Here is a 22,443-nt window from a genome sequence, read left to right on the forward strand (position 1 = left end):
AAACAAAACTGCTTGCACTCAACTTTCTGGTTCAAAGTTGGTGCGGAAGGGGGGACTTGAACCCCCACGCCCGAAAGCACTACCACCTCAAGGTAGCGTGTCTACCAATTCCACCACCACCGCAGCTTGTGGGACGCATTCTAGTCCTTTCAATTCCAAAAGGAAAGTCTTATTTCCAATTATTGGCCAGTTTTTGGTGCATTTGGTGAAGTTTCAGGCGATGTAGTCTGCGCTGGCGCAGTCGTTTGTACAGTTTTCAAACTATATGCTTCAGTCGTTTGCTTTTTGGCAAAAACAGCCAGAGTCAAACTGGTCACAAAGAATAAAGCTGTCAAAATTGCAGTCACGCGAGTCAAGAAGTTACCTGAACCAGACGCACCAAATACTGTTGCTGCGCCACCTCCACCAAAAGAGGCACCTGCATCTGCGCCTTTACCATGTTGCACTAAAATTAATGCAATCATCAGTACTGCTAAAATAATATGTACAACAAGTACAAAAGAGTGCATACCCTATCCTCGTTATTTGCTTTGCGCGAAGGCTTGTACAATTTGATAAAAAGATGCTGCATTTAATGAAGCACCACCCACCAACGCACCATTGATATCTGGACATGCAGCTAACTCAACAGCATTTTCAGCTTTTACACTACCGCCATATAAAATAGCAATATTTGAGCCTGCTGGTGTAAGTTGGCATAAGCCTTCACGAATTTTAGCATGCATCGCTTGCGCATCTTGCGGAGAAGCTCTTTTTCCTGTACCAATTGCCCAAATAGGTTCATAGGCAATAACCACTTGGTTTTGCCATTGTTCTGCAGTCACTACAGGTGCAATATCACAAATTTGCTGTAAAACAACTTGCTCGGCCTGACCTTGCTCACGTTGTTCAAGGCTTTCGCCCACACAATAAATGACAGTCATACCCGCATTTAATGCATTTTGGAGTTTTGCCTTCAAAATTTCAACGTTGTCACCAAAAATATCACGACGTTCAGAGTGTCCTACCAGTACGAAATTAATTTGGCTATCTTTTAATAGTTCTGCACTGACTTCACCAGTATAAGCACCTGTACCAGCAACACGTGATACATCCTGTGCAACCGTATATACCGTTCTTGCAGCATCCTGTAATTGCGCTTGTACCGTTGTAAGGGCAATAGAAACAGGGGCAACGCCCACATGGCAGTTTTCATCTGCAATTTGGTTTTGTTGCAATAATTGTTTAAATTCTTCTATAAGTTGGTTGGCGTTGGCACGCATTGGATTCATTTTCCAGTTACCAACTACCCAAGGCGTAATCGTCGAACCCGACATACTGCTCACCTTTCATCAAAAATGCAGCACATTCTACACGCATTTATACAAATTTCAGATACTTTTCTTTAACGCGATTACTCATATCTTTTCTAGTGTTTGAAATTAAGAAAAAACTTTACTTTATTAAAAGTCCGACATTCTAAAAATTAATAAAGAAAAACTTCGACTGGTTCAAGCTTTAACAGGCTGAGTAGGACCCGAGCAACACTTTCTAAGGTAGTAATTTTACATAACAAAAGTATAATTTTTCATATACCAATTATAAACACATTAACATAGGCAGGCAGATGTCAGCATTACATACATCTCCAAAATTTACGGGGTTTTTTCGACGTTTAGTCGAAGAAAAGCATGTGTCGGCAGCGACCATGCAAACTGCATTAGATGCAGCAAAAAGAGCTAAGCAGGACACAGTCGCATATTTAATTGAAGAGGTTCATCTCTCCCCTTCATTATTGGCTGAAACAATTTCTGCTGAGTTTGCTGAACCATATTTCGATCTGGATGTTTATGACACTTCTCAGATTCCTAAAGATCTGGTCGATCAGAAACTGATTTTAAAACATCGAATTTTGCCGCTCATTCAAAGAGGGCAAATTTTATATGTTGCGACCAGTAATCCAAGCAATATCGAAGCGATTGATGCAATCCGTTTTAATAGTAAATTGCTGGTTGAGCCTGTAATTGTGGAGCACCATAAACTCGATAAAGTTTTAGGCCAGCATTTTGCAGAAGAAAGCAGCTTTGACTTCAATGATGAAGAGTTTGATCTCGATGTTAATCTTGATGGTCCTACCGCTCAAGAAGATGAAGAAGAAGCTCCTCAAGGCGATGAAGCCCCGATTGTTAAATATATTAATAAGTTATTAATTGATGCCATTCGTATGGGTGCTTCAGACTTACATTTTGAACCGTACGAAAAATCCTATCGGGTGCGCTATCGTGTCGATGGCGTGTTACGTCAAATTGCCAATCCCCCTCTACAGCTTGCAAACCGCTTGGCATCACGCTTAAAAGTAATGTCTCAAATGGACATTTCTGAAAAACGCGTCCCACAAGATGGTCGTATCAAGCTCAAGCTGTCAAAAAGCAAAGCGATTGATTTTCGTGTGAACTCCCTCCCGACTTTGTTTGGTGAAAAGTTAGTTCTACGTATTCTTGACCCATCAAGCGCAATGCTAGGAATTGATGCACTAGGATATGAAGAAGATCAAAAAGCTTTGTTTATGGAGGCATTAGATAAACCTCAAGGCATGCTTTTAATTACCGGACCAACAGGTTCTGGTAAAACCGTATCGTTATATACAGGTTTAAATATTTTAAATACTGAAAGCTCCAATATTTCTACTGCCGAAGACCCGGTAGAAATTAACCTTGAAGGAATTAATCAGGTTAACGTAAACCCCAAGGTAGGACTTACTTTTGCGGCCGCACTTAAATCATTTTTACGACAAGACCCTGACATTATTATGGTGGGTGAGATTCGTGACTTGGAAACAGCAGAAATTGCGATTAAGGCGGCTCAAACCGGCCACATGGTGATGTCAACACTACATACTAATAGTGCTCCGGAAACATTGACCCGTCTACGCAATATGGGGGTCCCTTCTTTTAATATTGCAACATCAGTAAACCTAGTTATTGCACAGCGTTTAGCACGTCGTCTTTGTTCTCAATGCAAAATACCTGCTGATATTCCTAAACAAAGCTTATTAGAAATGGGCTTTACCGAACAAGATTTAGCGCACCCAGATTTTCGGGTTTTTCAGCCCGTAGGTTGCCCTGAATGTCGTGAAGGCTATAAAGGCCGTGTCGGTATTTATGAGGTAATGAAAGTTACACCTGAAATTTCCAAGATTATTATGGAAGATGGCAACGCTTTAGAAATCGCAGCTGCTTCTGAAAAATTGGGGTTTAATAATCTACGTCGTTCAGGTTTAAAAAAGGTGATGCAAGGGGTGACCTCTTTACAAGAAGTCAACCGTGTCACCAGTGAATAAGACACTATTTAAAAAATAAGGATAATCTAATGGCTGTCAAAAAGGCACAAATGATGCCGACTTTTGCTTATGAAGGGGTTGACCGTAAGGGCGTAAAAATCAAAGGAGAACTTCCGGCTAAAAACATGGCTTTAGCCAAAGTAACCTTACGCAAACAAGGGGTGACTGTTCGAAATATACGTGAAAAACGTAAAAATATTCTTGAAGGTTTATTCAAGAAAAAAGTCACCACACTCGATATTACGATTTTTACTCGACAACTGGCGACTATGATGAAAGCTGGTGTACCACTCGTACAAGGCTTTGAAATTGTAGCTGAAGGTTTAGAAAACCCGGCCATGCGTGAGGTTGTACTCGGTATTAAAGGTGAAGTCGAAGGTGGTAGTACTTTTGCCTCAGCTTTAAGAAAATATCCTCAACATTTTGATAACTTGTTTTGTTCACTTGTTGAGTCTGGTGAACAATCAGGCGCACTCGAAACGATGCTGGACCGCGTTGCAATTTACAAAGAAAAAAGTGAATTGCTCAAGCAAAAAATCAAGAAAGCAATGAAATACCCGGCAACAGTTATTGTAGTAGCCATTGTGGTGACCATTATTTTGATGGTTAAAGTAGTTCCCGTTTTCCAAGATTTATTTGCGTCTTTTGGAGCAGATTTACCTGCATTTACGCAAATGGTTGTGAATATGTCGAAATGGATGCAGGAATACTGGTTCATTATGATTATTGCGATTGGCGCAGTCATTGCTGCCTTTCTGGAAGCAAAAAAACGCAGTAAAAAGTTTCGTGATGGCTTAGATAAACTGGCGCTTAAGTTACCTATTTTTGGGGACTTGGTTTATAAAGCAATTATTGCCCGCTATAGCCGCACGCTTGCTACAACATTTGCCGCAGGTGTTCCACTTATTGATGCATTAGAATCGACTGCTGGCGCAACCAATAACGTGATTTATGAAAAAGCTGTGATGAAAATTCGTGAAGATGTCGCAACGGGTCAACAGCTTCAGTTTGCTATGCGGGTCTCTAATCGTTTTCCATCTATGGCTATACAAATGGTGGCAATTGGTGAAGAATCGGGTGCACTAGACAGCATGCTCGATAAAGTTGCCACTTATTATGAAAATGAAGTGGATAATGCCGTTGATGGTTTAACTTCTATGATGGAACCTTTAATTATGGCAATTTTAGGGGTGCTCGTAGGCGGTCTGGTAATTGCTATGTATCTTCCAATTTTCCAAATGGGCTCAGTTGTATAATGCAAGACATCATTGCGTATTTTATTCAAAACTTAACTGCACTTTATATTGCTGTTGCACTCGTGAGCCTATGTATCGGTAGCTTTCTTAATGTAGTGATTTACCGCACGCCAAAAATGATGGAGCAAGTTTGGCAGCAAGAATGCCAAATGTTACTCAATCCTGAGCAACCGATTATTGATCATGAGAAGTTAACTTTAAGTAAGCCTGCTTCATCGTGCCCTGCATGTCAGCAACCGATCCGTTGGTATCAAAATATTCCTGTTATAAGCTGGCTTATGTTAAGAGGAAAGTGTGGCCATTGCCAGCACCCAATCAGTATTCGCTATCCAGCCATCGAACTACTCACCATGCTATGTTCATTAGTAGTCGTCATGGTGTTTGGTCCAACCATACAAATGCTTTTTGGACTCGTCCTCACATGGGTACTGATAACCCTTACCTTTATTGATTTCGATACACAATTATTGCCTGATCGCTTTACCCTACCTTTAGCTGCGCTCGGCTTAGGTATTAATACCTTTAATATTTATACCTCACCCAACTCAGCCATTTGGGGTTATCTCATTGGTTTTCTATGTCTTTGGATTGTCTATTACTTATTTAAAGTGATCACTGGCAAAGAAGGTATGGGCTACGGCGACTTTAAATTGCTTGCAGCATTAGGAGCATGGATGGGGCCATTGATGCTGCCGTTAATTGTGTTATTGTCATCGTTACTTGGCGCAATCATTGGCATCATTTTATTAAAATTAAGAAATGACAATCAGCCTTTTGCTTTTGGGCCATATATTGCCATTGCTGGTTGGGTTGCCTTTTTATGGGGTGATCAGATTATGAAAATTTATTTGGGAGGTTAAGATGGCTTTTATTCTGGGAATCACAGGTGGTATAGGCAGTGGTAAATCAGCTGCAACACAATGGTTTGAGTCCCAAGGAATCCAAGTCGTCGATGCCGATATTGTTGCTCGCGAAGTAGTTGAAAAAGGGCAACCTGCCCTTCAAAAAATTCAACAAACCTTTGGAGATTGGGTGCTTCAACCCGATGGCAGTTTGGACCGCCGTGCCTTACGTGAATATATTTTTCAAAATCCACAAGCGCGTCATACACTCGAGCAAATTACCCATCCCGCAATCCGTCAATCTATTATTCAACAGCTACAAAATCCTAAAAGTCCGTATGTGATTTTAGTTTCACCACTACTTTTTGAAACAAATCAACATGAACTAGTCAATCACACGCTACTGATTGATGCGAGTGAACAAACTCAAATTCAGCGTGCAAGCCAGCGCGATGGACAAAATCAAGAACAAATCCAGAAAATTATTGCTGCACAAATGCCACGCGAACGAAAACGTGAGCTTGCAAATGACATCGTGTTTAATGACGGATTACTCGAACATTTATATCAGCAATTAGAGCCTTTACATCAAAGTTATTTGAAGCGTGCAAACTAATTTCGTGTATTTTGCTGCTTAATCTTTTGTGTCAGGCTATCTTGTCTAAACCAGCGCCAAGGCTGTAAAGCGCCTATTCCCATACCTACTAAGCCCACTACAATTGATGGGCTTAATGACTCACCAAGTAAAGGTACAGCTAAAATAGCAGCAATAAACGGGGCCAAAGTTACAATACTTCCCGTTTTAAATGCGCCAAGACGCTGAATAGCAGCAACATAGGTTAATGTCGCAATAATAACGACAAACACGCCATGGAAAATACTTTGTACAGCTAAGTGCAAAGGATCTACATCCGTAAAGTGCTTAGGTAAGAACAACAGATAAATCGGCAAATAAATAATTGCAGACCAGATTGCGACGCTTGCCATAGAATGCCAAGCAGAGAGCTTCCACTGTTTAAGTAGTACAGTAAAAATCCCCCACCAAATCGCACTGATAAACAGAAGTAAATCTCCAATTCCAAAAGCAGAGGTACTACTTTGCAACATTAATGCGCTCATGAGGGCCAAGGCAGTAATCATAATTGCCAGACTCACCCATGTATGTTTATCAAATGGCTGTCTAAATAAAATATAAGCAGCTATAGCGGTACAGATAGGAATACAGCCATTTAAAAATATTGCAGCATGTGCAGCTGGTGCATAAAGAAAAGCTGTATAAACCGTAAGGCAGTAAATGACTCCACCAATCAATGCCAAAATAACCGCATGCTTACTCCATAAAAAAGCGAGATCTTTTTTATAAATTAAGATAGGCATCAAAATTAGGAAGGCTATAGCAAAGCGTAGTGCGGCAATATCCCAAGCACTGATGTGCCATTGTGCATTTAAGCGGGCAAAAAGCGTAAACCCGCCCCAAATACACATGGTCACCAATACAAAAAAATAACCTTGCGTACGGGGAGACATATCAAGACTGCATAAAAACTAGGAAGGCAGCTAAATTATACCTCAGAACGCTGACGACAAGCTTCATAAAGTGCCATACCCGTTGCCACACTTACATTTAAACTTTGTAAGTTACCTGACATTGGAATATAGGCTTTTTGGTCACACTGTGCTTGAGTAATTGGACGTAAACCTGTGTCTTCTGCACCCATTACAATCACTACAGCACCCGAGAAATCACACTTCTGAATAGGTAATGCATTTTCATCAAGCATCGTACCGATCACACGGACATGAGTTGTCTCTTTAAGATGCGCTAAAGTACGAGCCAAATTAGTCACTTGAATAAATTTAACTTTTTCGGCCCCACCCGCTGCGACTTTACGAGCAGTTGGAGTTAAGCTTGCTGAGCGATCGCGAGGCACAATCACTGCCTGAACACCCATTGCAGCGGCAGTACGGATACATGCCCCTAAGTTATGTGGATCTGTCACCTGATCTAATGCCAGCAATAAGGCATCTGGAGTTTCAGCCAAGAGCTGGTCTAGATCTTTTTCATTTAAAGTCGGGTGCGGACGTACTGCTGCAACTACGCCTTGGTGAAATGGCAAACCCGCAAGCTTTTCGAGGCTATCACGGCTTGCTTTTTGTACACTAATCCCAAAAGGCTCGGCCAATTGCAGAATCTTCTGCAAACGCTGATCGTCGCGACCTTTCAATGTAAACAGGGTCAGCACGCGCTCCGGCTCAAGTTCTAACAATGACTCCACTGAGTGAACGCCATAATAATATTCCGGTTTTGCCATGCATGACCTCTAACAACGTTTGAGCAAAAAATAAAAATCCTGTAAAGCCAACTTCACAGGATTTCTTTGGGCATAGTGTACCCGATTTAAACAGTAATTTCTTAGCCTTCTAAGTGGCAAACATAATCAAGCACTTCATCAGTCTCGATTTTGAAAACGCTATTGCCTGGTACATAAAAAGATTGCCCAGCGCGGAACAATTCACTTTCATTGCTGTCTGCAATTTTAACGCGACACTCACCTGAAATAATTTCCATACGCTCAGGAACATGGGTTTCAAATGTTAAAGGCTGTTCAGTCGGCAAAATAACACCTAATGTTTTTTTCGTTCCATCTTCAAATTGCACGGTATGGCTGATACATGCTCCACCAAAATAAACATTTGATTTTTTGATGACCGTTACATGATCAAATTGGGTTGAACTCATGCACACTCTCCAGATAATGCCGCATTTATATAAATTATGATGAATGTAGTTTAATTGTGCCTAAATAACTAATCAATCAGTTTTCATACGGATAGACTTGTAATTTCCACTGCTGTAACTGAATTTTTTTAGCAAAAGCGTGGGGTAAATTCACTTCAATATTTCGACTCTTCGACACAATTGCATCATATCTGCAAACTTCATCGTGATTTTCATCGAATAAAATCCAGTAAACTTTTTCTGCCGTTGGATGATTAACCGCAGTTGTAACGACTGGTGAACCATTATCCATCCCTACATGAAAATTGTCTTGGTCATTTTGCATTGAAGTTAGATCATAAACCGGAAAATCGGCCCTATTTTCATCAAATTGCTGGCTATCATGTACAAGCACACTTTGTTTTAAAGTCGGCCAAATACAATAACGCAGGTAATGTTGATCTATGACTCGATTGTCCGGATACCTTCCAGTGGCAACATAATCCCTGATATGTGCTTCAATATTATGAAAAATACCTGTGCAACCGCCCCACATACCTGCCAAAATTAATTCAGTATGAGAATAGCTATCTCTCATTAAATGGAACCATTGATCACTCTTAAGCCAAGCATCAACAGCGGCTTTTTCACGATAAGACACGATAGAGTCGGCATCACGTACTAAAAACCGTTTAACTACCGGATCATCCATAACTAAAAAGCGCCAAAATAAACCTGATAACTGTTTTTGAGTGGGACTAACATGTACAACTTGTGCGCCATTTGCTTGTAACCGCTGTTGTACAAGTTCGGGAACGCTCTCATCCACATAGAATCGACACGTCCATTCAGGATAGATTTCTTGAGCTAACTTAGTATTTAAAATGGAAGTTTCACAGTACCGCGGATTTGCTCCAAATAGAGAAAAAGCAATAATATTTTCTTGTGGATTTGGGCTAAATGGCGCGGGTTTATGAGTGGGTATATTTAAAGTAGGCTCATTCTTTGTGAGTTCTTTTTTTGTAGAAATAGCTAAACGCCCAAATTTAATCTTCTCTTCTTTTTTATTTAAATGATGGCAAACTTCAGTTAATCCATCGTATAGATTTGTATTAACGTTAGAACCACTTGCTTTAATGGCTTGCATATAATGTTGATATGCATCGTCATAACGGCGTAACCGTAGCTCAGTATAAGCTAAATCAGACAATGCTCCGGGATGTCCGGGAACCAGACTTACTGCTTTTTTTACATGTTGATATGCTTTGACATAATCACCTTGTGCAGCAGCCTGTTTAAATGCAGTAAAATGCTGATTTAAAATTTTATTCATTTCAGCAGGATTAATTTTTTTATGGCGGTTGATCATCCCTATTGGTGCTTTCGGTAAGCTTAATGTTTTTTTCATTGTAAAGATCCGCAATCTTGCTGTTCTATAATTTCAGTTAGAATAATAGATCACTTGTAGCAAATTCAAAACTTCTCTATCTTTAACCCATAATTTGGCGCGTTGGATGCGTTTATGCTCACACATTTAACTTTAATCAATTTTGCATTAGCTGATCATTTAGCTATTGATATAGAACAAGGATTTAATGTTCTAACAGGTGAGACAGGTGCAGGAAAATCATTATTACTGGATGCACTATCTGCCTGCTTAGGGGAACGTACAGATACAAATTATGTCCGCTATGGTTCGGACAAAGCGGATGTAACCGCAGTTTTTACTTATCAGGACAATAGCCCTGAAGCAAAATGGTTAAAAGAACATGAACTAGATGATGATTCAGGGGAAATTCATTTACGTCGGGTTATTTTCGCAACTGGCCGTAGCAAAGCATGGGTAAATGGCCGCCCAAGTAGTCTCTCTGAGCTTAAAGAATTAGGCCGCTTATTGGTTCAATTGTATAGCCAGCACAGCCAACAACAGCTACTTGAACCGCCTTATCCAAAGCATTGGCTAGACCGTTACAGTAATTTTTACGCCGAAGCAAATGATGTTCGTGAAGCATATAGTACATGGCAGCGTAATATCCGCCAGCATCAGGCTGCGCTCGACGCTCAAGCGACCCGTCTACAACGTATTGCGACCTTAGAGTTACAAATTGAAGAGCTTGAGGAAGTCATTCAAACCGATTACAAAGAAATCGAGCAAGAGTTCGATCGCCTTAGTCATCATGAACATATCATGCAAGACTGTAGCTATAGTCTAAATGCGCTTGATGAAGCTGAACAAAACATTACTCAAGAAATGTCGTCGATCATTCGCCGCCTAGAGTCTCATGCGGGGCGTAGTGAGCAGCTTTCCGAAATTTATAATTCGTTATTAAATGCGCAAAGTGAAATTGATGATGCCACATCAAATTTACGTCAATTTATTGACCGTCAGAGTTTCGATCCTGAACGGATGGAAGAACTGAACTCCAAGCTAGAGGTTTTCCATCGACTTGCTCGTAAATACCGTACTCAACCAGAAACACTTAAAGAAGAGTACGAAACTTGGCAAAGTGAGCTTGAGCAATTACATCAGTTAGAAGACCCTGAAACTCTGGCTGAACAAGTAGAAAAGTCACATCAAGAATTTTTAGAAAAAGCCCAGCATTTAGACAATATTCGTCGTGAAGCTGCTGCCCCACTTGCAAAACAATTAACTGAACAGGTTAAACCTTTAGCGCTGCCTGAGGCACATTTTGAGTTTAAGTTTGAACCATTAGAACAACCAAATGCAGAAGGTTTAAGTTTTATTCAACTTTTATTTACTGCCAATAAAGGCATACCTCCTCAACCATTGGCACGTGTAGCATCTGGTGGTGAGCTTTCTCGTATTGCACTCGTTATGCAAGTCATGAATGCTGAAAAGACCGAAGCAGAAGTTTTGGTATTTGACGAGATTGATGTCGGAATTAGTGGTGGTACAGCTGAAGTGGTTGGACGTTTATTGGCCGACTTGGCTCAGCATGTCCAACTTCTATGTATTACCCACCAAGCACAGGTGGCTGCACAATCCGATCAACATTTGTTAGTCAAAAAACAACAAACTGATCCGGCAAGTAGTACTATTGTACAACTTGATGAAAATCAAATTATTTCCGAGTTAGCGCGCATGTCAGGAGGTGTTGAAATTAATGAAACAACCTTGCAGCATGCTAAACAATTACGTCAACTTAAATTTCAGGCTTCTTCAACTTAATAAAGAAAATGAGAGAAAAAGATTGGCGAAATCCGATTAACTCTTGTATGTTGATAAAAAGAACCTATATAGATAAAAAGGGTCGAGAGACCCTATAGCGACATTTTTTGAGGGAGAACCGCTTAGGTGACCAAACAATATATGACTCACCGTTGTCTGATTGCCCCGCCAGAAATGGCAGATGACTTTTTTGCAAATACAGTAATTTATCTTGCCCGTCATGACGAAGAAGGTGCCCAAGGTATTATTATCAATCGCCCTGCCGGTATCCAAATTAAAGAGCTACTCAATGATTTAGACATTGATGCAGACAATGTAAATCCGCATGAGGTTTTACAAGGTGGTCCTTTACGCCCTGAGGCGGGCTTTGTTCTTCATACAGGCCAACCAACATGGCACTCTTCTATTGCTGTGGGTGAAAATGTCTGTATTACTACCAGTAAAGATATTCTCGATGCGATTGCGCATAACGAAGGTGTTGGCCGCTACCAAATCGCCCTTGGTTATGCGAGTTGGGGTAAAAACCAGCTAGAAGATGAAATCGCTCGTGGTGACTGGCTTATCTGTGATGCCGACATGGATCTGATTTTTAACTTGCCGTACGATGATCGTTGGGATGCAGCCTATAAAAAAATTGGTGTAGATCGTACATGGCTGGCTTCTGAAATCGGGCACGCCTAATGACCGCAACGCAATCAAAATCAATTATGGCTTTTGACTTTGGCACTCAGAAAATGGGAATGGCGATTGGTCAGTCTGCCATTGAAAGTGCTAACCCATTACCACTTTTTGTGATGAAAGATGGTATTCCCAACTGGGACCAACTTTTAAAAATTGTGAAAGAGTGGCAGCCTGATTTGTTTATTGTTGGTCTTCCATTGAATATGGATGATAGCGAGTCAGAACTTTCAACACGGGCACGTAAGTTTGCACGTCGCTTACGCCATCAAACCAATATTGAAACGTGGATGATCGATGAACGGCTCACCACTCGTGAGGCAAGAGAAGAACTTGGTTTTTATCAAGAACAAGGTCGTGCCAAGAAGTTGTCAGCCGATAGTTTTGCCGCGGCTTTGCTAATTCAGAGCTGGTATCGCAATCCTGTTGGTTTAACGCCATAAAATAAAAAAAGCATGTTTCAAACATGCTTTTTTATTGAGTTTAAAAACTTAAAGCTTTTATTTTTCAATAATATGTACTGTAGCAGTACGGCCAGACACAAAAGCCAACTCATTTTTTGGTGCTTCGTCTAACACAATTTTTACAGGTACACGCTGCGCTAAACGAACCCAGCTAAATGTCGGGTTTACATTTGCAAGCAGTTTCGAACTACTTGAACGCTCACGATCTTCAATACCCGATGCAATACCCTGCACATGGCCTTTAATTTTCTGTCTATCACCCATTAATTGCACAGTTGCTTCATCGCCAATATGAATACGGTCTAATTTTGTTTCTTCAAAATATCCCACAACATAAAGCTGCTTACGATCTAGCAATGCTGCAACCGCTTGTCCAACTTGAACATAATTACCCGGACGCAAATCAAAGTTAGATAATGTTCCATCTGCTGGCGCCACAACAGCCGCACGGTGCATATTGAGTTCTGCTAAATGTAAATTACTTGTTGCTGCTTCAACCAGTGCCTGTTGCTGTTTAATAGTGGCTTCAGCTTGTTGAATAGCAGCTTGGAGTTGCTCGTGTTCCGCGTGTGATTGATCGCGAGTTGCAAAGACCTGATCTTGTTCCTGCTTAGAAATTGCACCATCCATTAAGTTTGAATAACGGTTTGCGTTTTTCTCGGCTAACTTAATGTTAGTACTCGACTTAATCAAGTTTGCTTTAGCTTGGGCTAGACCTGCTTGTGCTTGAGCATAGGCCGCTTTTGCTTTTGCCAAATCAGATTTTGCTTGCTCTACATCTAAAGCTCGGCGAGAGACATCAATTTTAAAAAGCACCTGACCTTTTTTTACAGTCTGGTTATCTTGAACCAATACTTCCGTTACAAGTCCTGCTACATCTGAAGAGACCTGAATAACGTCACCACGAACTCGACCATCACGTGTCCACGGCGCTGCATTATAGTAGTTCCATAAATGCACAATGGTATAGACAGCAATCATTAATGCGACAATCAAAATCACTGGACGGATGACTTTTTTCAACTCCAATTGATTCATTTTACTCACCTAACTCAATCTTTAATCTGGCAATCATCTTTAAGCACCTAACCCAACAAAAATTTGGTGTATCACCAAAAGTAGTAAAAGGTAAAAACACAAATTGAAAATACTGGGTAATGCAATCCAGCCTTGTGCAATCCATTTGTTGGTTAAGGGACTTAACCAGCGAAAACATATATATGCAAAAATGGCTTGGACGAGCAAAGCAGGCACGTAAATACCATAGACATTAAACTCACCCATGCGCTGTGGCTCCTGTAAGCGTACGATCTGCATTCATTTGGTTTGATGAAACATGACACATGCTATAAGCAATATTATTTAGTGAAATAAATAATCTTTGACGCAGAGTCATATCTTCAATATTTGAAGCAAGTTGTTTAAGTTCAAATAAGGTTTGGTGAATGTGCTGTACCAATACATCACTTTCACCTTTTTCATTTTCTTTAGCTCTAAATAGCTCATCTAAATCTTGTTGCAAACGGCCAATGTGATGGGCCAATTCTGAAGATGTCGGAACTTGATTTGCTAGCTCTTGTAGTCGGCTTAAATCAATGATCGCACTTGATTCAACCAAAGCCTGTTGAATAGATTTTTTAATCTCTTCTGACTGAACCATTTTAGTATTTAAGACACCAACACGGTCTAACATCCCCCGTAAGTGAACTTTAAATTCAATACCATAAGGAATGTATATGGCTTGGCGCATCGCACGGTAATGTAAAGCCAAAATACGGTTTGCACTGGTATCGGGTGACATGGCACGCACAACATCAATAACGACTAACGACACCAATACGCCCATGACCATACCAAATGAACTGTCTAGGTAAGACACTGCATCCATGCTATAAGCATTGTGCAAGTTCAGGCCCATCATGGTATTAATACCCAGCACCATGCCCACTGGCATGAGTGCCTGATTCGCCATCATAGAAACCGCAAACAAGAACATTGGTAATAAAACGAGTCCCAGTTCCCAAAATGTGGTGACATGAGGAAAAATACCAAACGCGTAAATAAAAACTAAAACCGCCGAAGCCACACTGCCCCATATAAAAATACGTAAGACAGGAACAGGGTTATCTAGGGCTGTTAAGATACAGGCAGTGACTGCACCGATCTGTGCCATCATAAATCCAGCTTTCCAGCCAGAAAGAATCCACACACCAGTTACAATAAATGTAATCAGCACTGCACTAATACCCCCTCTGACTGCCACACCATGATCTCGGTGTAAACTTGGATAGGTCGTAGTCATTGGGGTAATGTTATCTGGAATCTCTTTATTACCTTGCTTGATGCGTTGCCATAAAACTTTTACAGCTAAAACATTACTAATGAAATGACGCACATCCATTTTCATGGCAGCCAATAACACTTGCTGATGTTCAGAAGCCGAATCATTTAAGTTCAAGAAATCATTTTCAAACTCGTCAGGTAACTGCAGAATATTTTCATCAGTCATCTGATCTTTTTGTTCTAGAAAATGAATCACATGCCCTGAAAGCTGCTTTAATTTATCTGAATGACTTTCAATAAAATTGAGTTCTTGCAGTTGTTTAATTCGTTCAGATAAGGCAACCAAGTTCGCAACCACCATCGACATTTGATGGAGCATTTCTTGCAAAGGTTTGGTCATGCCATGCAACTCACCTTTTTCATAGCTCAAGTGAACTGCCAGAGCATGAATATCGGTCGTATCACGAGTAATAGCAGCTAAAAGCTGTGTATTGTTTTGCTGTTGATCTGCATTTAACAAATTAGCAAACAGGTTTTCTGTATCTTTGAGAGTTTTCGTTACGCGCTGTTTGATTGCCGAACCAATATGCATGGGCAAAATAGTTGCAGACACAACCGCACTCGAAATCACACCAATAGAAATCTCAAGTACACGAGCCAAAGCAATATCAAAAATATTGTACTGATCAATATAAGTAATCGCGTTATACACAATCATTGCGGTTGAATAACCTGCCAACATAAATGCATAACTGCGAGGAGTACGGTCTAATAAAGACACATAAAGCGCAAAGCCCACCCATAGTGATAACACAACCGTAAAGATCCACGGCGTATTAATCAGATGCGGAGTAATGGTTAAGGCAATAATGGCCCCGCCTACCGTTCCCAATAAACGATAAACACACTTAGACGACACCATACCCGAATAAGGATTGGCGATAATCAGGACGGTACCGATCGACCACATTGGATTAATCAGGTCTAATTCGAACGATACAAATAATGCCAACATACCGGCAATAAATGTCTTTATTGCAAAAATTAGATCAAGCTTACTCGGGCGGAAAGCCAGTATTTGCTTTAATAACATGAACTCATCTCAAATATAGATTTGAACTGATGAGCATGCTCATCAGTGTCCGTTTGCTTTTAAAAAAAGACAATACGACTTTGTCATTTGCCTATAAGACAAATGAGTTAATGAGAGCATCCTTCAATACAATGATTTTTCCTACATCTCTGCATGATGTACCGAGATGATTTCAGTTTGACCGCTATTTATACGACCAAGCTTAGGAAAGAAGAGACATCGAGAAAGCCGGTAGAATAAACCAATTTCTCGATTAGATATTTTGTTGCACAATTTTTTCAAATTAAAGTGATTTAGTCAACTAAAATATCTTTATTTGATAATTTGATATGTTTTTAGTTAATCATATATGATGTGTGAATCAAGAGAACTTTTCTGATTCTGAGCGTAAAATATTTAAATCAGGTAGTTATCTTGGAATTGAGACAAAGCTTCAATTTTTCTGTTATAAGAACTCAAGTGTGACCCGTTTATTAAGGATACGAATAAGACATCATGGCAATTTCAAGTTTTGGCAAAATTTTAACCGTACTGGATTTATTTTCCGTTTCACGACCAGTGATTAATGTCGATATTATTTGCGAAGAACTTGGCTTGTCTAAACCGACCAGCTACCGTTATCTGAAAGAACTCGTATCAGCCGACTTATTAAAACGTATTAATGGTACTTCTGGCGATTACACTTTAGGCTCAAAAATAGCAGTTCTTGACTATGTATCTAGAACAACCGACCCATTGGTCCAAATCAGCACGCCATTTATGCGAAATATTGTAGAGCGTACTGAACTTTGCTGTTTACTCACCTATTTAAATGATGACTACTGCATTGATATTCATCATGAGATTTTTAAAGATACTGAATTACTTTCATATGGTCGAGGCTGCCCACGCCCAATTTATGTTGGGGCTTCACCAAAAACGATGGTTTCACATTTAAGCAAACAACGCATGCATGACTACTATGAACGTTTTCAACATGAGCTGTCTGAATCAGGTTTTGCTGTAGACGAACCTAGCTTTATTCAGCGTATGCGTAAAATAAAAAAACAAGGCTTCTATTTCTCGCAAGGTGAGATTGACCCCAATGTTTCAGGGCTTGCTGTACCCGTTCGTTTTTCGAGTAAAGAAGTTCCTTTGGCTTTAACGTTAGTCGCATCAAAGAACCGCTTTGATTTTTTAAATATTGAAAAGTTGATTGAAATTTTGCAAGAAAACGCGGCATTGATTGAGCAGCGCTTTATGGAACTTTCAGAAAAGGGCGAAATCTAAAATAATATTTTTGATAATTTAAAGTTTTCTTACACTTTGAAGCATTGAAAATATCCAAATATTCTCATATTATGATTTTAGCACCTATTGATGATTCTTTTCATCAGCAGCTCATCAATAGTAGGCTCTCCCTCAGAGGAATAAGCTCATGTTGCCATCATGGGCTTTTTTCTTGTCCAATTTTTAGAAAAAACTTATGAAAATTTGAACTGACGAAAAGTCAGATTAATGCGTGGTTGTAAAATCTTGGTTGAACGATTTAAACGGTGTTGCCAATATTGTTGAGTCTCACCACGCATCACAATAAGTTGACCCGGTTGTAACCACATCTCAACTTTTTCTTTAGTTTGAATATGCCTAAAAGAGAACTTTCGCGTTGCTCCAAAACTTAAAGAGGCAATTGTAGTGGTTCTGGCTAAAGACACATCCGAATCACTATGCCAAGCCATTCCTTGAGTTCCGTCTTCATAAAGATTTGCCAAGCAAGAATTAAATTTTTCTGAAAGGATCTTCTCTACTTGCTGTTTTAGCTGAGCAAGTGCTTTGTCCCACGGTAAAGAATCACGAAAGACACCAGAATATTTATATCGATAATGCTCATCTCCATACCAAGCAACTTTACGAGGTGTTATAAAGTGCTTGCCATATAGCTTCGCTTCATCATGTCGCCACGCCAAATGGTGGTACAAATAATGAAAATATTGTTCAGCTTCTTCGGCAGTTAAAATACATCCATAATCCTGAACCTCACCATCATAAGGCAATAAGTTTGAACAAGGTTCCGGAGAAAATAAATCTAATGTCATGCAATCTCCCCTTGCTGCTTAGCCATCTCCCAAGCTAACAATGCCAGTTTACGCCCTTTTTGCCAATGGTACTCACCGACCATTCCTGTTGCGCGAATGACCCGATGACATGGAATTAAATACGCAATCGGATTTTGGCCAATTGCTGTAGCCACTGCTCTGACTGCTTTAGGTTTTCCAATTTGCTCAGCAATATCTTGATAGGTTCGTAACTGCCCTTCGGGAATAGTAAGCAGTGCCTCCCATACTTGTAGCTGAAATGGTGTTCCTGCAAGATTAAGCGGTAATTTCTGCTGTAAATGTTCTGAGAAGTCTTGTCTAAACCACTGTGCAATCTGTTGATGCCAAATCGGAGAGTGATTTTTTAACTGAGCTTTCGGAAAATACTGTTTAACGATTTCTTGTATGTTCTCACTGTGATCAACAAAGCGAACAGAACAAATCCCTTTATCACTACTTACTACCAATAAGTCACCAAATGGACTCGTTTCAACTGAATAATTCAATTCAACGCCATCACCTTGCTGCTTGTATTCACCAGGGGTCATCCCTTCAAGCTGAATAAACAAATCATGTAAACGACCCGTACCCGACAGTCCAGTATTTAAAGCCGTATCTAATAAACTACGTTGCTGCATTAAATAATATTTTGCTTGCTGCAAGCTCATATATTGCACAAACTTCTTAGGGCTAATGCCTACCCATTCTTGGAACTGCCGCTGGATATAACTCGGGCTTAAATTCATATATGTAGCGACATCTTCTAAGCTTGGTTGCTGGTCTAGATGTTCATATAAATATTCAATAATTGTGGCAATCGCAGCAAATTGCCGAGAAGAAAGCATTTGCATCTGTCACCTCCTTAGTACTCAATCTTACTTTAAAGTAGCCAAGACCCCATGACGACCCGATTCTTGCACTTTCCAATAAAAAAGCCTTTCGCAAGGAAAGGCTTTTGAACATCTTTTTAATTTTATGGCTGCTTTAGGTATGGCCATGCAGCTTTTAAATAAATAAACATTGACCATAAAGTCAAAATAACGGCGGTATATAACAAAGCATAGGCCAATACTTCTAAAGGCTGCCAATTCAACAGGAACACGCTAATCGCAATCATTTGAAATGCAGTTTTATATTTACCCACTGTTGATACGGCTACACTGGTCCGCGCGCCAAGTTCTGCCATCCACTCACGTAAAGCAGACACAGTAATTTCCCGTGAAATAATAACAATTGCAGCGAAAGCCATCGCAATTGTCGGTTTCCACTGCACTAAAACAATAAGTGCAGCTGCGACCATAAGTTTATCTGCAACCGGGTCTAGGAAACGGCCAAATGCTGAAGTCTGGTTTAAAGTTCGTGCTAAATAGCCATCAAACCAGTCGGTTACGGCAGCCAGCACGAAAATAGCCGTTAAGATAATATGACGTGTCATACTTCCTACGTGCTCACCAATACCTATTGCAGGCGGCCAATATGCAATCACCAAAAATACAGGAATAAGCGCAATACGCGCCAAAGTTAGGATATTTGGGATATTCAGGATTCGCCCTGTGGTCATAAACACCGCCAATTTAGTCTTCACGCATCTTTTAACAGACAAAGACACATACTTCAATATTGTATCTATCTGTAACAGCCACTTTATACGAAATATGTGAATCGAGAAAGTAGATTACTTAGGTAAATACCGTAACAGTTTGCCGCAAGATTGCAATTAAATGATCATTTTGATCCCAAAGATATGCATATTCTGTGGAGTACCCCTCAGCTGCATATTCAGTAGTTACTTTATATTTAAACCAGTCACACAACTGGTGCCGAACTGGATGAACATACGTAATATGCCATGATAAAGAACTTGCAGGTGCAACTTGCTTAAACATAGGCAAAACACCCGGTGGCCAAATATCCATAAGAACAATCAAATCAGATAATGTCATTTGACGATTCGCATGCTGCTCTGGTGAGAACCTTGACCAGCCACCAAAGTCGGGTTGTTTACTTCCCGTTACCGGATAATTCCCCTCAGCCCAACAGACTTCAAAATGCTGAAAGCATTCAGGCATATGTTTCGCAAAAGGAATGACAGATAAATTTTCAGGTGGTACATAAGCAGGGACGACTGGCTCTTGCTTTACCTCAATACTCGATGCACGAGAAGCCCCAAAACTTGCAACCAAAATCGTTTGTACCGCATCATCTTGCCATAAACGCGCTTCAAGCGTAGTGACTGACTTTCCTTCTCTTAAAACTTCAATAGTCAATTGGGCAGCGCCTTGTTGTACAGGGCCTACAAAAGTAACACTACAACTTAATAATCTTTTATTTGAATCTTGAATATAGGAGCATGCCTTTTGCATTAATAACCCAGCAACAAGGCCACCAAAAACGGTGCGGCCCTGTAACCATCCTGCAGGTATATCAATCCATTCATTTTGTTTTACATCTTCCCATAGGTGCAATAATGACATTCATATCCCTAAATCATGCGCATGGTTAAGAAATATCTTTCATCATTTTGACCAATATGTGAATGATCATTCAGCTATTAATTTACGAGCGCTTTTGTCACTCATCTTCTCAAGACATGACTACTCATGCAAAATTTTATAAATCGTTCTTGCCATCACTTCACCTAAGCCCGGCACGACTGTCAGTTCTTTTTCAGATGCTTTTAACACACCTTGGATACCACCAAAATGTGTTAATAAATCTCGGCGGCGTTTAGGTCCTAAGCCCGGAATTGCTTCTAAAACTGAAGTACTGCGGCGTTTATCACGTTTAGCGCGGTGTTTAGTAATGGCAAAACGGTGAGCTTCATCACGCACCTGTTGAATCAAATGTAGCGCCTTACTATCTTCAGGTAACTGAATTTTTGTGCCATCGGTAAAATGAAGCGTTTCAAGCCCTGGTTTACGGCCTTCACCTTTTGATACACCTACCATAAAAGCTTCTAACCCAAGCTCTTGCATTACTTCCATGGCCATATGGAGCTGGCCTTTACCACCATCAATTAAAAGCAGATCTGGCAACATTGCCTTTTTATAGCGACGCGTTAAAGCTTGGCGCATTGCTGCATAATCGTCACCCGCAGTAATATCTTGAATGGCAAATTGGCGATAGTCCCGTTTACGTGCTCCACCTTGGTCAAACACTACGCATGATGCAATCGGTGCCTCACCCATGGTATGGCTAATATCAAAACATTCAATACGATCGATCGGACGGCCAACTACCTGCTCAAGCTGGTGGAAACGCTCATTGAGTTCTAAATGGTTACTCAACTGCCCTTTAATTGCATGTTGAACATTCATTTCGGCAAGTTCTAACCATTCAGCACGTGTTTCTCGTACACTGCTCTTAATCTGGACTTTCTTTCCAAACTGCTGTGCTAAGGCTTCTTCCAGCTCTTTACGGTCAGGTAAGGCAGTATTCACAATCAGTTCGCTTGGTACTTCATCGGCAACCTGAAAGTAAAAGTTTGCCATGAAGTCACTTAGCATTTGACCAAGGTCATCGCCTAACATATCAGGGAAATAGCTTTTACCTCCCAACATACGTCCGTTACGTACATGCATAATCTGCACACATGTCACGCCAGCCTGATAGGCAATTGCCAAAATATCAGCTTCACCTTTCACTTTGAAAACAGCTTGCTGTGCTTGTACTTCGCGAAGTAAAGACAACCGATCCCGATAAAAAACCGCTTTTTCAAATTCAAGATCTGCCGCCGCCTGTTCCATTTTCGCAATCAGTTCCTGGTTTAACTCTTTGGTATCACCTTGTAAGAAACGAATACTGTTATTCACATCTTCTTTGTAATCTTCTGGTGAGACCAAACCTACACAAGGGGCCGAACAACGCTTGATTTGATATTGCAAACACGGCCGCTTACGCTGTGAGAAATAACTATTTTCACACTGACGGACATTAAAAAGTTTTTGTAAAACCAGTAAGGTATCTCGCGCACTATAAGCACTTGGGTAAGGCCCAAAGAATTTACCGATTTGGTGCTTACCTTTGCCACGTCCACTGGCAATTCGCGGATAAGGTTTATCTGCCGATACAAAGATATAGACATATGACTTATCGTCACGCAGCATAATGTTATAAGGCGGACGATGTTGTTTAATTAAGTTTTGTTCTAAAAGCAGCGCTTCGGTTTCTGAACGCGTAACTAGCGTTTCAATATCATAAATTCGAGCGACTAAAGCTTGAGTTTTCGGATGCTCAATGGTTTTAACAAAATAACTCGACACCCGATTTTTTAAATTTTTAGCTTTACCAACATATAACAACTCCCCCTCTTTCCCTAGCATCTTATAAACGCCTGGAAGTTGGGTCAGATTAGCTAAAATTTTTTCAATATGGGGACGAGCGTTTTGATTCACTATTGGCATACATGGCTTAATATTGAATACCTAATGTGATGTTTTCACCTTTACTTTTCAAGTGCTTTACTGTGCCAGAAACTAAATTTGAAAAGGTATAAGAAACTAGCCCGACAAAGTGTGTCGTACT

22 protein-coding genes and 1 tRNA gene are annotated in these 22,443 nt (G+C 40.3%); 8 read left to right on the forward strand and 15 right to left on the reverse strand.

Annotated elements, in window-relative coordinates; all coding sequences use genetic code 11:
* Window positions 1-38: 38 nt before the first annotated feature.
* The 3 genes from R5R67_RS12430 to tpiA all read right to left on the reverse strand — a co-directional run bounded on the left by R5R67_RS12430 (window position 39) and on the right by tpiA (window position 1,316).
* Window positions 39-123: transfer RNA gene (locus tag R5R67_RS12430), tRNA-Leu, on the reverse strand.
* Window positions 124-179: 56 nt separating this feature from the next.
* Window positions 180-509, reverse strand: coding sequence for a preprotein translocase subunit SecG (secG, locus tag R5R67_RS12435; RefSeq protein ID WP_000555570.1), 330 nt, complete (start codon window positions 507-509; stop codon window positions 180-182).
* A 12-nt stretch (window positions 510-521) separates the two neighbouring features.
* Window positions 522-1,316, reverse strand: a complete 795-nt coding sequence (gene tpiA, locus R5R67_RS12440) for a triose-phosphate isomerase (protein WP_318754865.1) — start codon at window positions 1,314-1,316, stop codon at window positions 522-524.
* A 290-nt stretch (window positions 1,317-1,606) separates the two neighbouring features.
* Between tpiA and pilB the strand changes: the two genes are divergently transcribed.
* Genes pilB through coaE form a run of 4 tightly spaced genes read left to right on the forward strand, consistent with a single transcriptional unit; the run spans window position 1,607 to window position 6,033 of the window.
* A complete protein-coding gene (pilB, locus tag R5R67_RS12445) occupies window positions 1,607-3,319 on the forward strand; it encodes a type IV-A pilus assembly ATPase PilB (protein WP_001274980.1) in 1,713 nt (570 codons plus the stop codon).
* Window positions 3,320-3,348: 29 nt separating this feature from the next.
* Window positions 3,349-4,575 (forward strand): type II secretion system F family protein, encoded by a 1,227-nt coding sequence (locus tag R5R67_RS12450; protein WP_000279216.1) that lies wholly within the window; start codon window positions 3,349-3,351, stop codon window positions 4,573-4,575.
* The gene (locus R5R67_RS12455; protein WP_001152282.1) at window positions 4,575-5,435 is read left to right on the forward strand and encodes a prepilin peptidase; all 861 of its coding nucleotides are present in this window, start codon (window positions 4,575-4,577) and stop codon (window positions 5,433-5,435) included. Before R5R67_RS12450 ends, R5R67_RS12455 begins: the two co-directional genes overlap by 1 nt.
* Before the next feature lies 1 nt (window position 5,436).
* The gene (gene coaE, locus R5R67_RS12460) at window positions 5,437-6,033 is read left to right on the forward strand and encodes a dephospho-CoA kinase (protein WP_000874125.1); all 597 of its coding nucleotides are present in this window, start codon (window positions 5,437-5,439) and stop codon (window positions 6,031-6,033) included.
* Here coaE and R5R67_RS12465 read toward each other — a convergent pair.
* The 4 genes from R5R67_RS12465 to R5R67_RS12480 all read right to left on the reverse strand — a co-directional run bounded on the left by R5R67_RS12465 (window position 6,030) and on the right by R5R67_RS12480 (window position 9,544).
* A complete protein-coding gene (locus tag R5R67_RS12465) occupies window positions 6,030-6,944 on the reverse strand; it encodes a DMT family transporter (protein ID WP_000075017.1) in 915 nt (304 codons plus the stop codon). The two genes, coaE and R5R67_RS12465, sit on opposite strands and share 4 nt — an antisense overlap.
* Window positions 6,945-6,979: 35 nt before the next feature.
* Window positions 6,980-7,729, reverse strand: a complete 750-nt coding sequence (gene rlmB, locus R5R67_RS12470) for a 23S rRNA (guanosine(2251)-2'-O)-methyltransferase RlmB (RefSeq protein WP_001118149.1) — start codon at window positions 7,727-7,729, stop codon at window positions 6,980-6,982.
* 101 nt (window positions 7,730-7,830) lie between these two features.
* Window positions 7,831-8,157 carry a pyrimidine/purine nucleoside phosphorylase gene (locus tag R5R67_RS12475; protein ID WP_000099685.1) on the reverse strand — a complete coding sequence of 109 codons (327 nt, stop codon included), beginning with the start codon at window positions 8,155-8,157 and terminating at the stop codon, window positions 7,831-7,833.
* 76 nt (window positions 8,158-8,233) lie between these two features.
* Complete coding sequence (locus R5R67_RS12480; protein WP_000753288.1) at window positions 8,234-9,544, reverse strand: tetratricopeptide repeat protein; 1,311 nt, start codon at window positions 9,542-9,544, stop codon at window positions 8,234-8,236.
* A gap of 114 nt (window positions 9,545-9,658) precedes the next feature.
* On the opposite strand from R5R67_RS12480, the gene recN reads away from it, so the two are divergent.
* The 3 genes from recN (at window position 9,659) to ruvX (ending at window position 12,447) form a co-directional block, all read left to right on the forward strand.
* Window positions 9,659-11,326: a DNA repair protein RecN gene (recN, locus tag R5R67_RS12485; protein ID WP_000955429.1), complete on the forward strand. Its 1,668-nt coding sequence runs from the start codon at window positions 9,659-9,661 to the stop codon at window positions 11,324-11,326.
* 126 nt (window positions 11,327-11,452) lie between these two features.
* A complete protein-coding gene (locus R5R67_RS12490) occupies window positions 11,453-12,007 on the forward strand; it encodes a YqgE/AlgH family protein (protein ID WP_001979301.1) in 555 nt (184 codons plus the stop codon).
* Window positions 12,007-12,447, forward strand: a complete 441-nt coding sequence (gene ruvX / locus R5R67_RS12495; RefSeq protein ID WP_000127527.1) for a Holliday junction resolvase RuvX — start codon at window positions 12,007-12,009, stop codon at window positions 12,445-12,447. Before R5R67_RS12490 ends, ruvX begins: the two co-directional genes overlap by 1 nt.
* A gap of 57 nt (window positions 12,448-12,504) precedes the next feature.
* On the opposite strand, the gene R5R67_RS12500 is transcribed toward ruvX, so the two are convergent.
* Genes R5R67_RS12500 through R5R67_RS12510 form a run of 3 tightly spaced genes read right to left on the reverse strand, consistent with a single transcriptional unit; the run spans window position 12,505 to window position 15,844 of the window.
* Entirely contained in the window at window positions 12,505-13,506 is a 1,002-nt protein-coding gene (locus R5R67_RS12500) for an HlyD family secretion protein (RefSeq protein ID WP_001072475.1), read from the reverse strand.
* Window positions 13,507-13,545: 39 nt separating this feature from the next.
* A complete protein-coding gene (locus tag R5R67_RS12505; RefSeq protein ID WP_000503613.1) occupies window positions 13,546-13,752 on the reverse strand; it encodes a DUF1656 domain-containing protein in 207 nt (68 codons plus the stop codon).
* Window positions 13,745-15,844, reverse strand: a complete 2,100-nt coding sequence (locus R5R67_RS12510) for an FUSC family protein (RefSeq protein ID WP_000925021.1) — start codon at window positions 15,842-15,844, stop codon at window positions 13,745-13,747. The genes R5R67_RS12505 and R5R67_RS12510 overlap by 8 nt, the downstream gene beginning before the upstream one ends.
* 495 nt (window positions 15,845-16,339) lie before the next feature.
* On the opposite strand from R5R67_RS12510, the gene R5R67_RS12515 reads away from it, so the two are divergent.
* The gene (locus R5R67_RS12515) at window positions 16,340-17,113 is read left to right on the forward strand and encodes an IclR family transcriptional regulator (protein WP_001018361.1); all 774 of its coding nucleotides are present in this window, start codon (window positions 16,340-16,342) and stop codon (window positions 17,111-17,113) included.
* Between the two features lie 194 nt (window positions 17,114-17,307).
* On the opposite strand, the gene R5R67_RS12520 is transcribed toward R5R67_RS12515, so the two are convergent.
* From R5R67_RS12520 to uvrC, 5 genes are all read right to left on the reverse strand, one after another.
* Window positions 17,308-17,919 (reverse strand): alpha-ketoglutarate-dependent dioxygenase AlkB family protein, encoded by a 612-nt coding sequence (locus tag R5R67_RS12520; protein WP_000171254.1) that lies wholly within the window; start codon window positions 17,917-17,919, stop codon window positions 17,308-17,310.
* Window positions 17,916-18,770 (reverse strand): methylated-DNA--[protein]-cysteine S-methyltransferase, encoded by an 855-nt coding sequence (locus R5R67_RS12525; protein WP_001178154.1) that lies wholly within the window; start codon window positions 18,768-18,770, stop codon window positions 17,916-17,918. The genes R5R67_RS12520 and R5R67_RS12525 overlap by 4 nt, the downstream gene beginning before the upstream one ends.
* Before the next feature lie 122 nt (window positions 18,771-18,892).
* Window positions 18,893-19,480 (reverse strand): CDP-diacylglycerol--glycerol-3-phosphate 3-phosphatidyltransferase, encoded by a 588-nt coding sequence (gene pgsA, locus R5R67_RS12530; RefSeq protein ID WP_000206941.1) that lies wholly within the window; start codon window positions 19,478-19,480, stop codon window positions 18,893-18,895.
* Window positions 19,481-19,598: 118 nt separating this feature from the next.
* The gene (locus R5R67_RS12535; RefSeq protein WP_000054630.1) at window positions 19,599-20,393 is read right to left on the reverse strand and encodes a thioesterase family protein; all 795 of its coding nucleotides are present in this window, start codon (window positions 20,391-20,393) and stop codon (window positions 19,599-19,601) included.
* 120 nt (window positions 20,394-20,513) lie between these two features.
* A complete protein-coding gene (uvrC, locus tag R5R67_RS12540) occupies window positions 20,514-22,313 on the reverse strand; it encodes an excinuclease ABC subunit UvrC (protein WP_012300759.1) in 1,800 nt (599 codons plus the stop codon).
* Window positions 22,314-22,443 lie beyond the last annotated feature (130 nt).

Origin of the sequence: Acinetobacter sp. OYA S30, assembly GCF_033599315.1 — a bacterium.
GTDB lineage: Bacteria > Pseudomonadota > Gammaproteobacteria > Pseudomonadales > Moraxellaceae > Acinetobacter > Acinetobacter baumannii.

Excerpts from the sequence above, each read along its gene's own strand:
- secG (WP_000555570.1), bottom strand. The coding sequence starts at position 509 with ATGCACTCTTTTGTACTTGTTGTACATATTATTTTAGCAGTACTGATG.
- tpiA (WP_318754865.1), bottom strand. The coding sequence starts at position 1,316 with ATGTCGGGTTCGACGATTACGCCTTGGGTAGTTGGTAACTGGAAAATG.
- pilB (WP_001274980.1), top strand. The coding sequence starts at position 1,607 with ATGTCAGCATTACATACATCTCCAAAATTTACGGGGTTTTTTCGACGT.
- R5R67_RS12450 (WP_000279216.1), top strand. The coding sequence starts at position 3,349 with ATGGCTGTCAAAAAGGCACAAATGATGCCGACTTTTGCTTATGAAGGG.
- R5R67_RS12455 (WP_001152282.1), top strand. The coding sequence starts at position 4,575 with ATGCAAGACATCATTGCGTATTTTATTCAAAACTTAACTGCACTTTAT.
- coaE (WP_000874125.1), top strand. The coding sequence starts at position 5,437 with ATGGCTTTTATTCTGGGAATCACAGGTGGTATAGGCAGTGGTAAATCA.
- R5R67_RS12465 (WP_000075017.1), bottom strand. The coding sequence starts at position 6,944 with ATGTCTCCCCGTACGCAAGGTTATTTTTTTGTATTGGTGACCATGTGT.
- rlmB (WP_001118149.1), bottom strand. The coding sequence starts at position 7,729 with ATGGCAAAACCGGAATATTATTATGGCGTTCACTCAGTGGAGTCATTG.
- R5R67_RS12475 (WP_000099685.1), bottom strand. The coding sequence starts at position 8,157 with ATGAGTTCAACCCAATTTGATCATGTAACGGTCATCAAAAAATCAAAT.
- R5R67_RS12480 (WP_000753288.1), bottom strand. The coding sequence starts at position 9,544 with ATGAAAAAAACATTAAGCTTACCGAAAGCACCAATAGGGATGATCAAC.
- recN (WP_000955429.1), top strand. The coding sequence starts at position 9,659 with ATGCTCACACATTTAACTTTAATCAATTTTGCATTAGCTGATCATTTA.
- ruvX (WP_000127527.1), top strand. The coding sequence starts at position 12,007 with ATGACCGCAACGCAATCAAAATCAATTATGGCTTTTGACTTTGGCACT.
- R5R67_RS12500 (WP_001072475.1), bottom strand. The coding sequence starts at position 13,506 with ATGAATCAATTGGAGTTGAAAAAAGTCATCCGTCCAGTGATTTTGATT.
- R5R67_RS12505 (WP_000503613.1), bottom strand. The coding sequence starts at position 13,752 with ATGGGTGAGTTTAATGTCTATGGTATTTACGTGCCTGCTTTGCTCGTC.
- R5R67_RS12510 (WP_000925021.1), bottom strand. The coding sequence starts at position 15,844 with ATGTTATTAAAGCAAATACTGGCTTTCCGCCCGAGTAAGCTTGATCTA.
- R5R67_RS12515 (WP_001018361.1), top strand. The coding sequence starts at position 16,340 with ATGGCAATTTCAAGTTTTGGCAAAATTTTAACCGTACTGGATTTATTT.
- R5R67_RS12520 (WP_000171254.1), bottom strand. The coding sequence starts at position 17,919 with ATGACATTAGATTTATTTTCTCCGGAACCTTGTTCAAACTTATTGCCT.
- R5R67_RS12525 (WP_001178154.1), bottom strand. The coding sequence starts at position 18,770 with ATGCAAATGCTTTCTTCTCGGCAATTTGCTGCGATTGCCACAATTATT.
- pgsA (WP_000206941.1), bottom strand. The coding sequence starts at position 19,480 with ATGACCACAGGGCGAATCCTGAATATCCCAAATATCCTAACTTTGGCG.
- R5R67_RS12535 (WP_000054630.1), bottom strand. The coding sequence starts at position 20,393 with ATGTCATTATTGCACCTATGGGAAGATGTAAAACAAAATGAATGGATT.